Here is a 16216-nt window from a genome sequence, read left to right as displayed (position 1 = left end):
TTACCAAAGGAATAAAATCTATGTCTAAATTATTATTTGAAGAAGAAACATTTAAGGTAATAGGCGCCTGTATAAATGTGCATAAAAAACTAGGAAACGGATTTTCAGAATCCGCGTATCGGAAAGCTGTAGAGATAGAATTTTTGAATACAAATATTCCTTATGAGCAAGAAAAAAAGCTGCCAATTTATTATGATGGTGAACTATTAGATGAGTTTTTTATTGCAGATTTTGTCTGTTTTGATAGTGTACTATTAGACATCAAGTCAGTTCCAAATATAGATGCGCAAATGCAACAACAAGTATTCAATTATTTAAAGTCCTCACCATTAGAAGTTGGTATGTTAATCAATTTTGGAGAGAAAAGCCTCAAATGGAAACGCTTTGTACATACCATTTCAATTGAAAAATAAAAAAGCAATAGCAAGTATCCGTGTCATTTAAGTAGTTATCCGTGAAATCAACATTCAATCAGTTTAATTCAGTTCCATCCGTGAAATTAATTCTATGCAATATAGAGCATTATCATATTTAACTTGCCATAAAGGTAAGTTGAGTACTTCAGCTTGTATCCCTATACAAGCTAAAAGAAATAGGAATGTAGTCCTAGAAAATTTTTATTTTCCAAAGGCTTCTTTCTATTCTACAAAATTACCAAAACAACTTTTTGGAGCAGATTTAGTATTGAATTGTTCATTGGAACAATTCAATTACGGCGATGCCTTTGGGAAAAACTAAGAATTTTAGTTAGCAATAAAACGAACTATCAATTGAAAATAAATATAAAATGGAGACTAAAAAAATAGCGTTTATAACAGGAGTAACAGGACAAGATGGTGCTTATTTAAGCGAGTTTTTATTGAAGAAAGGTTACATTGTACATGGATTAAAGCGACGTTCTTCTTCTTTCAATACCGATAGAATTGACCATTTATACCAGGATCCTCATATTGAAAATAGAAATTTTATTTTGCATTATGGTGATATGACCGATAGTACCAATTTAATAAGATTGGTACAACAAATACAACCAGATGAAATTTACAATCTGGCAGCCATGAGCCATGTCGCAGTTTCATTTGAAATGCCTGAATATGTAGGAGATACTGATGGGATTGGCACTTTAAGACTATTAGAAGCCGTACGTTTGTTAGGCTTGGAAAAGAAAACACGTATTTACCAAGCATCAACTTCTGAATTATATGGTAAAGTGCAAGAAGTACCACAATCTGAAACAACGCCATTTTATCCACGTTCTCCGTATGCCGTGGCAAAAATGTATGCTTATTGGATGACCGTAAATTATAGAGAAGCATATAATATGTTTGCTTGTAATGGTATTTTATTCAATCATGAATCACCTATAAGAGGAGAAACGTTTGTTACCAGAAAAATTACCAGAGCAGCAGCACGCATAGCTTTAGGTTTACAAGATAAATTTTATTTAGGGAATTTAAATGCTCAGCGTGACTGGGGTCATGCCAAAGATTATGTACGTATGATGTGGATGATCTTACAAGCAGATAAACCGGAAGACTGGGTAATTGCTACAGGAAAAACTACAGCAGTTAGAGAATTTGTGCGTATGAGTTTTGCTGAACTAGGAATTGAACTTGATTTTGTTGGGAAAGGAGTTGATGAAAAAGCCTATGTAAAAAGCTGTAGTAATGCTGAATATCAATTGGAATTAGGAAAAGAAGTTTTGTCAGTAGATCCAAAATACTTTAGACCAACCGAAGTAGAATTATTAGTAGGAGATCCAACAAAAGCGAATACCAAATTAGGATGGATGCCAAAATATGATTTACAAGGGCTTATAAAAGAAATGATGGAAAGTGATGTTCATTTAATGAAAAAAGAACAGTATTTACAAGAGGGTGCGTATCCTATTTTAAATTATTTTGAGTAGTTAGTTAGAAGTGAACCGTCATTCCGGACTTGATCCGGAATCTGCAGAAATGAAATAAAAAATAAAAGATGAAAAGTAACATAGACAAAACGGATAAAATATATATAGCAGGCCATAGAGGTATGGTAGGCTCAGCCGTATGGCGCGCCCTTGAAAAAAAGGGGTACACCAACCTAATTGGTAAAACTAGCCAAGAGGTGGACCTTCGAAACCAAGAAGCGGTACAAAACTTTATTAAAGCTGAAAAACCTGTTGCAATTGTTGATGCAGCTGCAAAGGTTGGAGGTATCCTAGCCAATAGTGAAAATCAATACGAATTTTTACTGCACAATCTTCAAATACAAAATAATTTAATACAAGCCGCACATGAATTTGATTTAGAAAAATTTGTGTTCCTTGGAAGTTCTTGTATTTACCCAAAATTAGCACCACAACCTTTAAAAGAAGAGTATTTATTAACAGGGGCTTTAGAACCTACCAATGAAGGCTATGCCATTGCTAAAATTGCAGGGGTTAAATTGTGCCAAGCCATACGAAACCAATACAATAAAGACTTTGTAAGTTTAATGCCTACCAATTTATATGGTCCTAATGATAATTTCGATTTAAAATCTTCACACGTTTTACCTGCAATGCTTCGGAAATTTCATGAAGCCAAGTTGGATAATGATGCTCCTGTCAAACTTTGGGGAACAGGTAAACCTATGCGTGAGTTTTTACACGTTGATGATTTAGCCAAAGCAGTAGTTTTTGCTATTGAAAATGGATTGCCAGAGCATTTATACAATGTAGGTACTGGCACCGATGTTACAATTAAACAACTAGCAGAAACCATACAAAAAGAAGTTGGACATAAAGGAAACATTGATTGGGATAGTACAAAACCAGATGGTACTCCTCGTAAATTATTGGATGTTTCTAAACTACATAAACTAGGCTGGAAAGCTGAAATTGATTTACAAAATGGTATAGAAGGTACTTATAAGTGGTTTTTGGAGAATACTGAAGCATATAAGAAAGTAAAATATTAGACGCAAATTGAAAACTTGTCCTTTTTTAAGTTATTCTGAAATTTGAATTTTTTAAATAATATCTCTAAGAATAAAGATAAGTTAAGGCTTTTTGGAATAAGCGGCCTTAACCAATCAATAAGTAGTGCTACTAATTTTTTGATTGGTTTGTACCTTGTTAAGGAATTTAGTCCAACAGATTTTGGTATTTATGGAATTGGGTTTGCAATAATCCTTTTTATTGGAGGTACAGGAAACGCATTGCTATTGACGCAAATGGTTGTTATTTACCCTTCTAAAAAAGAGGAAGAAAGAGATAGCTTAGTTATTAATACACTCTATTTAACTTTTGCTTTTTGTATGCTTAGTTGTTTAATAGCTTTATTGTTACTATTGGGTAATACCACTTTTAATAATTTTATGTCGGTTTCAAATGAACTCGTTTTAATGGTTGTCTTTGCGTCAGCAATGTATTTACTAAAAGAGTTTTTTGTAAGAACTGCTTATAATAATAGAAAAGAAAATATAGCTGTATATATACATTCATCAATTTTTATAACTGTTGTAATGTTATTTGCTTTAGAAAAACTACTAATTGGAGAATTGAGTAATACAATTACATTTTTAATTTACGGTATAGCACATTTAATAGGTATAATTTTTGGATTTAGTTTATTGAAGTTAAAAGTTGAAACCCTATCATTTACATATTTAACCCAAGTATTTAAAGAACTTTGGAAAGGTGGTAAATGGGGTTCAATTACTAATGTTGTTTATACTTTAAGGTCACAAGCACATACCATTATTGCAACTATTTTAATAGGACCTGTAGGTGTTGGTAATCTAAACGCAGCACGTTTATTTATAACGCCTGCTGTTATGGTTATTCCAGTTATTTCACAACTAGCAATACCTAGATTAGCCACATTACGTGAAGTGAATAAAAAGAGCTTGATTAATAAAGGTGGTTTGTTAACGAAAATCTATTTGGTTTTTGGTGTAACTTATTCTATAGTGTTATTGTTAAGTTACAACACTATTATTAGTGGTTTTCTTAACGATAGTTACCAAGATCTTTATGTATTAACAATGTATTGGTGCTTATATGCAGTTATGTTAGCTTTTAGAAACGGTAAGGATATTATTGCACAGGTTCTACAAAAATTTAAGCAACTCACAATAGTCAACATTATTTCATCACTAATTACGCTATTAGGTTGCTATGTTTTTGCTAAATATTTTGGCTTAAAGGGAAATATTATAGGATTAATTTTTGGAGAGGTTGTATTAATAATAATGCTTCATTTTTTATTGAGAAATGAAGGTCGAAATTTAAATAATTAATATGATAACTCATTATTTAATTATTTTATCAGTTGGAATTGTTTTTATGATAATTCTCGATAATTTAAAATTGATTAAAAATTTCAGAAAATCGTTTTACCATAATAAACAATTTTTTTGGAGTACAGTATTAATAAGCTTAATGTTGTTTATACCATATGGTGATGTTGCGCTTTATGATGCAGATAGTGATTTAGGAGCTTCGCGTATTTTTAGACTTTTTGGTTTTGGATTATTGTTGGGGTATACATTGCATTATATAGCTAGATATAATATTTTCCCTAAAAAATCATTATTATATGTTTTTTTAATATATGTATTTATTTGTTTTTTTTCAGCTTCTTATTCTCCAAACTGGATTGAAACTGTATGGAAGTCTTTTGAGTTATTAGTATTGTTTTTACTGGCATTGCTGCTAAAAAATGAAATTAAGCTAAAAAAAATTAATGAGCATATGATTTTTAGTGGTATAACATACCTACTTCTAATAGGCGTGCTTTTTTCCTTAATTGGTTATTTAATTTTTCCTAATGAAGCATTACAGTTTACTAGTGATTTTGAGGGTGATATAGAACATAAATCAGTTTGGGGAATCATTCCTAGTATAAATCCTAATTCATTAGGTCAATTTAGTGCTATGCTAAGCTTCGTTGGGTTTTATTATTTTCTCTATTTAAGAAAAATTAAAACTGAAGGCGTTATTTTTTTAATTATTGGTCTAGCAGGCCAACTAATAGCCTATTCTAGAACTTCAATATTTGCATTTGCAATTATCATTATATTTTTAATTATTCAAAAAAAAAACCTTGTATATAAATTTTTAGCGCTATGCTCATTACCTCTAATTTATATTTTTGAAAGTCAATTGTTTCAATATATTTCTCGTGGTCAGGATGCTCATCAATTATCTTCTATGAGTGGTAGAACTTATATGTGGCAAATAGGATGGGAATCTATATTGGAAAATCCAATTTTAGGGTTGGGTTATTATTCTGGTCACAAAACTCTAGATATTAATATTGAAATGGCTTTTTCTAGTTTAGATAGTACCTATTTAGAAACCTTAGTAGATGTTGGTGTTGTAGGCTCTTTTTTTTTGTTTTTCTTTATTTTTAAAGCACTTTATAATAACTATCGCTTGTTAAAAATAAGTGTTATTAGAAAGCAATCTATGTGGATATGGGTGGCATTTGGTTACTTGGTTATTATGATAATAAGATCTTTATCTGGTCCTACCTTTCAGGTGTTTCATATTGACTTATATTTTTTATTACTAATTGTGATTTCACAAGAACTTAGAAATAAATGATTATACATAAAAGGTACTAAAAACAGTAACCAATTTTAATTTTGAATTATAAATGAATAAAACAAAAAAGTTATGCAAGTAGGGTATACAGATTATGAAAAAAAAAGAACAGTAGGAAGGATGGGTAGGCTAGCCTCCTTCACATTAGTTGAAGGTTTTTTGTCTAAAAAAAAGGTACTTGATATTGGTTGCTCAGATGGGCTCTATCTGGAATTATTTTCTCCTAATTCCTTAGGTATTGAGCAAATAAAGGGTTTATCTGATTTAGCCATTGCAAAAGGTCTAAATATAATCCATGATGATGTAGAAATTGCTTTAAAAAAAATTGAAGATAATTCATTTGACGGAGTTTTTTATTCCCATGTAATGGAGCACGTAAATTGTCCAATTTGTATACTTCGTGAAATTAATAGAGTTTTACGCCCCAATGGTGTTTTAGTTTTAGGTTTACCCATAGAGAAATCTTTAGTTAGACAAATATTTCGTCATGATTATTTTAATGGTACTCATTTATATTCTTTTACAATTAGAAATGCAAATAAGTTATTGATTGAGACTGGTTTTAAGTGTAAAAAGACATTTTATCATTTTCCTTGGCTGAAAGGTAGGTTTGGAGAATTTATTAATGTTGTTTGGAATAAGGTGCCCTTTCCTAGAAAAGAATGGTTTTCAATGGCTTACTGGATAGTTTCATATAAAGAATGAGTTTAATTTCTATAAATAATTTTAAAATAATTTTTTTGCAATAATAAAATTAACAAATGACTTTCCTTCCCCAGTTTTTCAATGCATTAAATTCTCAAAACATTCAATTTTGCGTGTTGCGCAATTATCAATCCCTGCCCGAGTCGACCGATGGCAGTGATTTAGATATTTTAATCAATAAAAAAGATGCAACAAAATTCATAACAGTAATTTCTGAAATCAGTTTCAATCAAGGCGGTAAAATTATATCGATTATACCTTCTATTAATTATCCCAAAATATGTGTACTGGGTAATATAGAAAACGGTTGGGGAATTATGATTGACCTTCATTATGATGAAATTTGCTACCGTGATTATACAATATTGTCTAATAAAAATGTTTGGAGAAATACTTTCCAACATAATGATGAGATAGCAGCACTCAATACAAAAGCAGATGCTTTAGTAGGATTATTTAAAGAACTTTTAAATAACGGAACTTGTAGAGAAAAATACTTTAATAACTTTAAAAATTTAGCACTTGATGAGGAATTTTTAAATGAAGTATTTCAGGATATTGAAAAACCTGAATTCATACCAATCTTAATCGAAACTAAAAATAATAGTTATTCTAAAAATGAAATAAATAGATTAGTTAAGGCCTTAAATAAATTCTTTCCTAAAAGGACAATTAATTCTATAAAAAAAATAAGTAAATTAAGTCGTTTGTTTAAACAACCAGGCTATACCATCGCATTTCTTGGTACAGACGGTTCAGGAAAAAGTACCGTTATAGAAAAGGTTAAACCAACCTTAAATGAGGCCTTTCATAATGCGGTGTATTATGAGCATATGCGCCCCAATAAATTACCCAGTATTGCAAGATTATTGGGGAAAAAGGAAGAGTTTAATGGTCCTGTTACTAATCCGCATGGAAGTAGTACTTCCGGTTTTTTTGGCTCTTTAGTACGTTGGTCTTATTATATGTTAGATTATACAGTTGGTTTTTATTTAAAAATATGGCCAAAAAAAGCCATTCGTTCGTGTGTTTGGATGTTTGACCGTTATTATTACGATTATTTAATAGATCCTAGACGTGGGAGGATACAACTCCCTTTCTGGGTTTTAAAATTAGGGCAATTCATTATTCCAGAACCTGATATTATTTTATGTTTAGGTACTGATGCAGCGGTAATTCATAAACGTAAGCCTGAACTTCCTTTGGAGGAAGTGGAGCGGCAGGTTGCGGCATTAAAAAAGTTTTGTAATGCTCATAAACGAGCGGTATGGATTGACACAGGGAAAAGCATTGAAGCATCTTCTAATGATGCGCTAAATGCAATTATAGAAAAAATGGCTAAACGATTTGAGTCTGTAAAACTGAGTAAATAATTTTATGAAGTATTTTTATATACATCCTTTTAAACCACAATATTTTTTTCCTAAGGGGTTTAAAAAACATGAAGTTTTTATCTCCTTTTTTAAACCTTATTCCCGCATTGGGGAAATTTCTTGGGGATTATTTCGAACTTTTTGGTTATATAGAGTTTTGTTTGGAAAAAGAAATATAGAAGCTTTTATACCTGAGAAAGCAATAAGAAAAATTATTGGTTTAGAACCATTAATGGCTTTTAATACTGGAACATTAGGGGCTGATCAAAAAATTACAGGTTTGGGTAAAGATAAAAATGATTATTTTTTTATAAAGTACGCTCAAACTCCAATAGCCATTAAAAATGTGGTGAATGAACACCATATTTTAAGCCAGATTTCAACTTTGAAGTTTGTTCCAAAAATTCAATATTTTTATCAAGATGAAAAGCAGGTGTTGTTAAAAACAGATGTTTTAAATGGTACAAAATTAGGAAATGTTTTATTGGATGAAATAATTTTGAAATTGCTATTTAAATTATCAGAATTATCAATTACTTCAAAAAATAAAAGTGAATCTTCAATTAAAACAGTTTTTTCACATGGAGATTTTTGTCCTTGGAATATGATGGAACAAAAGGGCCAAGTTTTACTATTTGATTGGGAAATGGGAGGTTATTATCCACTAGGTTACGATTTATTTACATTTTTATTTCAATCTAAATTTTTGTTAGAACCAGAAAAACCGATCCAATCAATACTTTTAGAAAACAAAGATATAATTGATAATTATTTTACTCATTTTAATATTTCTGAATGGAATAGTTATTTATTTGTTTTCAGTAAGGTAAAAGTAGATTTAGAAAAGGAAAAGGGAGCAAAGAGTATGTTATCACAGTATAAAATTTTGTTGGATTATGCCGAAAAAGCTTAAGATATTAATTTCTGCTTATGCTTGTAGCCCAAACCGTGGTTCAGAACCTGGAATGGGATGGAACTTTGTAATTGGTTTAAGTAAATTTCATGAAGTACATGTAATTACTGAAACTCTGAAATGGAAAAAAGAGATTGAAGAACATTTAGCCATATTTCCTGAGTATAAAAATAATTTAAATTTCTATTTTATTGAAAAAAAGAGAAATAAAAAATTGCGAAAAATTTGGCCCCCTTCTTATTATTGGTTTTATAAAAAATGGCAAAAGAATGCTTACCATTTAGCATTAGAATTAGATAAAAAAGTAAATTTCGATATTGTTCATCAGCTAAATATGGTTGGGTATAGAGAGCCGGGGTATTTATGGAAAATAGATAAACCTTTTGTGTGGGGCCCAATAGGTGGTCTAGAAAATTCTCCATGGAGTTTTCTACCTTCATTAGGTATAAAAGGGTTACTGTTTTATACTGGTCGAAATATTTATAATATAATTCAACGTAATTTTTCAAAACGAGCAAAACAATCAGCTAAAAGAACCAAAGCTTCTTTAATTTCGGCAACTCCCGGAAACAATAAATTGATTAATGATTTGTGGAATAATAATTCTGAAATAATTTGTGAAGTAGGTCAAGAAAAACAAGACATTGAAATTATTGCAACTAAAAGAATTTCAACAACTGAACCACTTAAAATAATATGGAGTGGGCAGCATACTCCAGGAAAAAACCTACAATTATTGTTAGATGCTTTGGAAAATGTTACAGTTCCTTATGAATTGCATATTTTGGGTAAAGGTGAAATGACAAATAAATGGAAAAAAATAGCTCAAAATAAAGGGTTATCTAAATATTGTAATTGGTACGGTTGGATAGAACGACAAAAAGCTATTGATATAATGAGCGCTGGCCATGTATTTTGTATAACAAGTATTAGCGATTTAACATCAACAGTTACTTTAGAAGCTTTATCCTATGGTTTACCAATTGTTTGTTTAGATCATTGTGGGTTTGCACATGTTGTAAATAAAACTTGTGGGTTGAAAATTCCAGTAACAACACCTAAAAAAGCAATCATCGGTTTTAAAAAGGCAATTGAAACATTATATTTTGATGAAAGTTTACGTCAGAAACTCGCAGAGGGTGCCTTAATTAGAGCACAAGATTTTTCTTGGGAAGGAAAAATAGAAAAATTAAATAGCATTTACACAAAACTATTAAGTGAAGATCCTACTCATACATAATAAATACGGTAAGTTTTCTGGGGAAGAAGCTGTAGTGGATGCTCAGATAAAGTTATTAAAGACTAATGGCCATAAAGTTATTACTTATTTTAGAAGTAGTGAAGAATTAGAAGTCATGCCAAACGCAAAAATAAAAGCTTTTTTTACTGCCTTTTACAATCCAAGATCAATTAGAGATACAAAAGATTTATTAGTTAAAGAGAATCCTGATATAGTGCATATTCATAATATGTATCCATTAATTTCTCCAGCAATATTACCAGTTATTAAAAAAATGGGGATACCCATTGTAATGACTGTGCATAATTACCGATTGCTTTGCCCCAATGGGTTGTTTTTTAATAAAGGTTCAATATGTGAGAAATGTACTGGGTTAGGTAAAGAAATAAATTGTATCACAAACAATTGTGAAGGTTCAATTTTTAAAAGTACAGGTTATGCATTGCGTAATTTTTGGGCAAGAAAAAAAGAGTATTATTTAAATAATGTGGATCTCTTTTTATGCTTAACAGAATTTCAAAAGAAAAAATTAGTAGCAAATGGGTTCGCTAAAGAAAATTGTGAAGTACTGCCTAATTTTTATAATAAAGAAATTAAGAATCTAGATTATAATATGGCTGAAAGAAATTATGTGGCATTTGCAGGGCGTATTAGTCCAGAAAAAGGAATTCCTTTGTTACTTAAAACCGCTAAAAAATTGCCCCGCATACCTTTTCAATTAGCAGGCGAAATGCGTAAGGGCTACGCGAAAGAATTAGAAATTCCTGAAAATGTCATTTTTAGAGGTATGTTAAATTCACAAAATATTAGGGATTTTTATAGTAAGGCTCGTTTGTATATTCATTCAAGCGTTTGTTATGAAGGTTTTCCAATGGTATTTCCTGAGGCGATGGCTCATAAATTACCCATAATAGCGCCCAAAATGGCAGGTTACCCTGAAATTGCAGAAGAAAATTTTAATGGACTACTTTTTGAAACGGGAAATGCAGATTCATTAGCTGAAACAATTGATAAATTATGGCAAAATCATAAATTATCTGAAAAATTATCTTCAAATGGATTTGAAAAAGTAAAGGAAAAATACAGTTCCGATGTGTATTATAAGACTTTAAAAAAAAACTACGATCAATTACTCAATAAGTAATTTAAAATTTAATATAGTTCTTTGATTTTATGGATTTAAAAAAGGTTGTAAACCAATTTATTTATACGGCATCACTTTCAGAAATACGAACGGGTAAAAAGTGTATTATAAACACCATAAACCCACATTCTTTTTGTGAGGCAAAAAAAGATAAACAGTTTGCTGAAGCATTATTAAGTGGAGATGTATTGCTGCCAGATGGTTCAGGTATTGTATTAGCCACTAAAATATTAACAGGGAGTAAAATTAACAAAATTGCAGGAGCAGATATTCATCAATACTTGCTTGAGAAAGCGAATTTAAAAAATCAAAAAGTATTTTATTTAGGTGCTTCAGAAAAAACCTTACAGTTAATTTCCAATAAAATAAAAATAGAATTTCCAAATATAAAAATGGAGAGTTATTCACCTCCATACAAACCAGAATTTTCAGAGTTAGATACTTCTTTAATGACTTCTTCTGTAAATAATTTTAAACCAGACATTCTATTTGTTGGAATGACTGCTCCAAAGCAAGAAAAATGGGTGTATGCTAATAAGGATAACATAGATGCAAGTATAATTGTATCTATAGGAGCTGTATTTGATTTTTATGCTGGTACAGTTAAACGTTCAAGTCCTTTTTGGATAAATTTAGGATTAGAATGGTTACCTCGTTTAGTTAAAGAACCAAGGAGATTATGGAAACGAAATTTTGTTTCTACACCTTTATTTTTAGTGTATTTAATAAAAGAAAAATTTTTTAGCTTTTAATTTAACCTATTGAAAAAGATTTAAAATATGCTAGAACAACTAATGTCAAATTTAACCGTGGTTAGTATACTAGCGGTATTAAATTCGTTTTTATTGGTGTATTATGTGGTGCCAAAAATAAGCTGGGTTATAGTTGAACGGAAATTAAACGATAAGCCCAATGAGCGCAGCTCACATAGCGGAGCTACACCAACAATGGCTGGGGTTTCTTTTTTTATCACCTTAATTATTACCATGTATTTCATTCAACATTTTGATACGGAAAACATTGGCCTAAATTTAATTGCTGCGAGTACCTTAATTTTTATAGTGGGTGTAAAAGATGATTTGGTAGTTTCTACCCCAAGAGCAAAACTGGTTATGGAAACATTGGCTACGTTGTTTTTATTTTTTCACAGTGCTATGTTTGAAACTTCCTTACATGGGTTTTTAGGGATTTATGAACTGCCTTCATGGTTATTTTATATGTTAAATGTATTATTGGTATTAACTATTATAAATGCCTATAATTTAATTGATGGTATAGATGGTTTAGCGGCCATAGTAGCCATTGTGATATTTAGTATTTTTGCCCTCATTTTTAAAGCTACCGATTTAAATTTTTATTTTTTAATAAGTTTAAGTTTTATAGGGATGTTAGTCGCCTATTTATACTATAATTTTTCCAGCACTCAAAAAATATTTATGGGTGATACAGGATCTTTGCTCATAGGTTTCAGCATCGGTTTTTTAGCGTTAAAATTTTTAGCGATTGATATTGAGCAATACACTGTTTTTTCTTTTAAGCCTGAAAATGAGCTTATTGTTTTGTCGGCTATTTTATGCATTCCAATATTTGATATGTTTCGGGTTATTGGCATACGGTTGTTAAAAGGCAAAAGCCCTCTGTGTCCTGATAGGAATCATTCACATCATGTGCTCATAGACTCAGGTATGTCTCATTTTCAGGCCACCATGTTGCTTGGTTTTTTTAATTATATGCTAGTGATTTTAATGGTTTATTGGTCTTCTATTTTCAATAGTTTTCAAATGGCTGGAATTTTAATACTCATTTTCTTAATGTATTTAGGGGTTTTTTATATGCTAAAAAAGAGAATTGCAAGTAAAATAGCGAAAATAGGCGCGGTAGTAAAGTGATTAGAGAGATTGCCACGTTGTAAAACCGCCTCGCAATGACAGAAAACAATTAACAGATTGCCACATCGCAAAAGCTCCTCGCAATGACAAGAAAAATAAATAGAATATACAACATAGATAAATAGATTATAATGAAAAATACAACACTAAATTTATTAAGAATAACACTACTTAGTTTGTTGGTAAGCTCTTGTGTGTCATCAAAAAAAATGGTTTATTTTCAGGCACCTTCTGGAGAGTCTGCAATAACTGAAGACATTTTAAATTATGAACCAAAAATACAACCAGGTGATCTGTTAACCATTCATGTTTCAGGTATAGATCCATTAGCAGCAGCTACGTTTAATATTTATGAAAGTGCTGGAATAAGTGCTCCAAAAATGTTGCCTTATCTGGTGAATAAAGAGGGAACCATTCACTTTCCGGTGTTAGGAACGATTGCAACAAAAGGATTGACCACCTTAGAGTTAACAACTTATTTAGAAGATAACTTAGAAGAATACCTTGTAAAACCCATTGTAAATATTCGGTTGATAAATTTTAAAATTTCTGTAATGGGAGATGTGAAGGCTCCTGGAGCTTTTACCATACCCAATGAACGAATTACCATTGTGGAAGCATTGGTGCTGGCAGGAGATTTAACTATACAGGGAAAACGAAAAAATGTATTATTAATACGCGAAGTTGATGGTAAAAGAACCTTTGTCACCATAGATTTACGCAATAGAGAGTTGTTTAATTCACCGTACTATTATTTGGCTCAAAACGATGTTATTTATGTAGAACCTAATAAAACAAAGATCAACTCATCCGCGGTTGGTAGCAATACAAGCGTTATTATTTCATTAGTTTCAATATTAATCACCTTACTAGCGTTACTAATACGCTAAAATTCATACAATCATGAAAGAAGAAAATCCGTTGAATTATATGTTTCTGGAAGAAGAAACAGTAAATTTTAGAGAAATTTTTGAAAAATATTTGTACCACTGGAAATGGTTTGTATTGGGTGCGTTGTTAGCAATAGTTGCAGCCTTTTTATATTTACGTTATACACCAAATGAATATTTGGTAAGTTCAACCATTTTAATTGATGATGAAGCATCTGGGGGATTACCATCAGAATTGTCGGCTTTTGAAGACTTAGGTTTAATGGGGGGCACAAAAAAATCTATTGATACTGAGATCGGCTTGTTAAAATCTCGGAGTTTAATGACGAGGGTTGTAAAAGATTTGGGAATAAATGCTACGTATTATAAAAAAGGCAGGGTAAGAACTGCAGAAGTGTATAAAACAGATGTTCCTTTTAATATCAATTATTTTTCAAAGGATTCATTGGTGTATAAATTGGATACTACATTTTCAATTATAGGAGTTTCTAATACCAATTTTAAATTAGTAGCTGCAAATGGAGAAAAAAGGGGAGAACACTTATTTGGTGAAAAGGTGAATACTGCTTTTGGAGCAATGATTATTACACCAAAGTCCGTTACAGATACATTTGTAAATGATGAGTTGCTAATAAAAATAGCACCTTTAAAAAGTGTTGTTGAAAGTTTAAGAAAAAAACTGGCAGTTGAATTATTATTTAAGAAGTCAAGTTTAATAGCTTTAAGTTTAAAAGGAACCATAAAATTAAAATCTGAGGATATTTTAAATGGATTGGTTGAACAATATAATAAAGATGCCGTTGAAGATAAAAGTTTAATAGGTACAAATACTGATGCATTTATTAATGAACGACTGGCCGTTATAGAGAAGGATTTATCAAATGTAGATAAAGGAGTAGAGCAATTTAAAACCACAAATAAATTAACGGACATTCCTTCTGAAGCCACATTGGTATTAGAAAATAATGCCGTGTTAGAAAAGAAAATTGTGGAATTAAATACGCAAATAAAACTAGCTGATTACGTTATTGATTACCTTTCTAATAACGAAGAACAATTATTTCCAGCAAATTTAGGATTGAAAGACGGTAATGTTAATTTAAACAGCGAAAAGTACAATGAGTTGTTACTGGAACGCAACCGTATTTTGAAAAACTCAAGTAAGAAACACCCAATAGTTGTTAATTTAGATGCTCAAATTAATCAATTGAGAGCGAGTATAGCGCAAAGTTTGGTGAATTTAAAATCTTCTTTAAATATTTCATTGCAACAAGCAAATCAGGAAGAAAGAAAAGTCCATTCAAGAATTTTTTCTGTACCAAAACAGGAACGACAATTTAGAGATATCCAGCGCCAACAACAAATAATTGAAACGTTATACTTGTATTTATTGCAAAAACGAGAGGAAAATGCCATTTCACTGGCAGTAACTGTACCAAATGCAAAAATAATTGATGCTGCAGATGGAAGTACTATTCCTGTAAGTCCGAAACGAAAAATTGTGTATTTAGCTGCATTAATGCTAGGGTTGTTAATTCCATTTATGGTGTTATACATTATATTTCTATTTGATAATAAAGTACATTCTAGCAAAGATGTTGAAGATATTATTAAAGCACCAATTTTGGGAGAAATACCAAAAACTGATTTAGAACAAAAAATGGTTGTTGGTGAACATGATAGAGATAGTATTGCGGAGTCTTTTAGAATGTTAAGAACCCATCTTAATTTTATGTTATCAGGGGTGAAAACACCTACAAAAACCATTTTTGTTACTTCAACGGTTCCAGCAGAAGGGAAAACTTTTGTGGCTTTAAATTTGGCAAGAGTATTGGCTTTATCTAATAAAAAAGTACTATTAATTGGAGCTGACATTAGAAAACCAAAAATTCATGAATATTTAAATATTGATTTTGATAAAGGATTGACACACTTTTTAGTTGACAATACGTTAAAATTAAAGGACATTATTCACCATTATAAAGAAGGAAGTTTTGATGTGTTAAGTGCGGGAATTGTAGCTCCAAATCCATCAGAATTATTAATGAATGGAAGATTTGACGAAGTATTAGCCTACGGAAAAGAAAATTATGATTTTGTAATTGTAGATACGGCACCGGTAAAACTAGTTTCTGATACGTTATTATTAAGTCAGCATTCAGATTTAAGTTTGTATGTGATAAGAGCAAATTATTTGGATAAACGCTTGTTGGAGATACCAGAAAAAATGTACAAAGACAAACTGTTACCAAATATGGCACTTTTGTTAAATGATGTTGATGTAGAAAGAGGCTATGGGTATGGAGGTTATGGTTATGGATATGGTGGTTATGGAGGCTATGGTGAAGAAAAACCAAAAAAAGCTTGGTGGCGGTTTTAATTAGAAGCTAATTTTATAGATATTAAAAATGAGGTACAAATTTGTTACCTCATTTTTTTTGTGATTATATGTGGTAATTAATGAAGTTAGTGAAGCAAATAAATTTGCTA

General features: G+C 30.7%; 15 protein-coding genes. All 15 read left to right on the top strand.

What is annotated here, in order from left to right; all coding sequences use genetic code 11:
- The first annotated feature begins 20 nt into the window (after positions 1-20).
- Positions 21-413 (top strand): GxxExxY protein, encoded by a 393-nt coding sequence (locus CHB63_RS04705; RefSeq protein WP_089377245.1) that lies wholly within the window; start codon positions 21-23, stop codon positions 411-413.
- Between the two features lie 94 nt (positions 414-507).
- A complete protein-coding gene (locus CHB63_RS04700; protein ID WP_089377244.1) occupies positions 508-738 on the top strand; it encodes a hypothetical protein in 231 nt (76 codons plus the stop codon).
- 49 nt (positions 739-787) lie between these two features.
- Complete coding sequence (gene gmd, locus CHB63_RS04695; protein WP_089377243.1) at positions 788-1909, top strand: GDP-mannose 4,6-dehydratase; 1122 nt, start codon at positions 788-790, stop codon at positions 1907-1909.
- Positions 1910-1989: 80 nt separating this feature from the next.
- Positions 1990-2940 carry a GDP-L-fucose synthase family protein gene (locus tag CHB63_RS04690; protein WP_089377591.1) on the top strand — a complete coding sequence of 317 codons (951 nt, stop codon included), beginning with the start codon at positions 1990-1992 and terminating at the stop codon, positions 2938-2940.
- A gap of 42 nt (positions 2941-2982) precedes the next feature.
- Positions 2983-4263 (top strand): lipopolysaccharide biosynthesis protein, encoded by a 1281-nt coding sequence (locus tag CHB63_RS04685; RefSeq protein WP_089377242.1) that lies wholly within the window; start codon positions 2983-2985, stop codon positions 4261-4263.
- 1 nt (position 4264) lies between these two features.
- Positions 4265-5572 (top strand): O-antigen ligase family protein, encoded by a 1308-nt coding sequence (locus CHB63_RS04680; protein WP_089377241.1) that lies wholly within the window; start codon positions 4265-4267, stop codon positions 5570-5572.
- 72 nt (positions 5573-5644) lie between these two features.
- Positions 5645-6277 (top strand): class I SAM-dependent methyltransferase, encoded by a 633-nt coding sequence (locus CHB63_RS04675; RefSeq protein WP_089377240.1) that lies wholly within the window; start codon positions 5645-5647, stop codon positions 6275-6277.
- A gap of 56 nt (positions 6278-6333) precedes the next feature.
- Positions 6334-7650: a nucleoside/nucleotide kinase family protein gene (locus CHB63_RS04670; RefSeq protein WP_089377239.1), complete on the top strand. Its 1317-nt coding sequence runs from the start codon at positions 6334-6336 to the stop codon at positions 7648-7650.
- A gap of 4 nt (positions 7651-7654) precedes the next feature.
- Positions 7655-8563 carry a phosphotransferase gene (locus tag CHB63_RS04665; protein ID WP_089377238.1) on the top strand — a complete coding sequence of 303 codons (909 nt, stop codon included), beginning with the start codon at positions 7655-7657 and terminating at the stop codon, positions 8561-8563.
- Positions 8547-9803: a glycosyltransferase family 4 protein gene (locus CHB63_RS04660; RefSeq protein ID WP_089377237.1), complete on the top strand. Its 1257-nt coding sequence runs from the start codon at positions 8547-8549 to the stop codon at positions 9801-9803. The genes CHB63_RS04665 and CHB63_RS04660 overlap by 17 nt, the downstream gene beginning before the upstream one ends.
- Positions 9781-10947, top strand: coding sequence for a glycosyltransferase family 4 protein (locus CHB63_RS04655; protein WP_089377236.1), 1167 nt, complete (start codon positions 9781-9783; stop codon positions 10945-10947). Before CHB63_RS04660 ends, CHB63_RS04655 begins: the two co-directional genes overlap by 23 nt.
- A 29-nt stretch (positions 10948-10976) precedes the next feature.
- On the top strand, positions 10977-11699 hold the full coding sequence (locus tag CHB63_RS04650; protein ID WP_089377235.1) for a WecB/TagA/CpsF family glycosyltransferase: 723 nt from the start codon (positions 10977-10979) through the stop codon (positions 11697-11699).
- Between the two features lie 27 nt (positions 11700-11726).
- Positions 11727-12836 carry an MraY family glycosyltransferase gene (locus tag CHB63_RS04645; RefSeq protein WP_089377234.1) on the top strand — a complete coding sequence of 370 codons (1110 nt, stop codon included), beginning with the start codon at positions 11727-11729 and terminating at the stop codon, positions 12834-12836.
- Positions 12837-12967: 131 nt separating this feature from the next.
- Positions 12968-13726 carry a polysaccharide biosynthesis/export family protein gene (locus tag CHB63_RS04640; protein WP_089377233.1) on the top strand — a complete coding sequence of 253 codons (759 nt, stop codon included), beginning with the start codon at positions 12968-12970 and terminating at the stop codon, positions 13724-13726.
- 13 nt (positions 13727-13739) lie between these two features.
- Complete coding sequence (locus CHB63_RS04635) at positions 13740-16106, top strand: GumC family protein (protein WP_089377232.1); 2367 nt, start codon at positions 13740-13742, stop codon at positions 16104-16106.
- The last annotated feature ends 110 nt before the right edge of the window (positions 16107-16216 follow it).

The sequence above is a fragment of the Lutibacter flavus genome (assembly GCF_900188355.1).
In the GTDB taxonomy this organism is placed as follows: Bacteria; Bacteroidota; Bacteroidia; order Flavobacteriales; family Flavobacteriaceae; genus Lutibacter; species Lutibacter flavus.
This window is presented reverse-complemented; position numbering and strand designations above follow the sequence as displayed.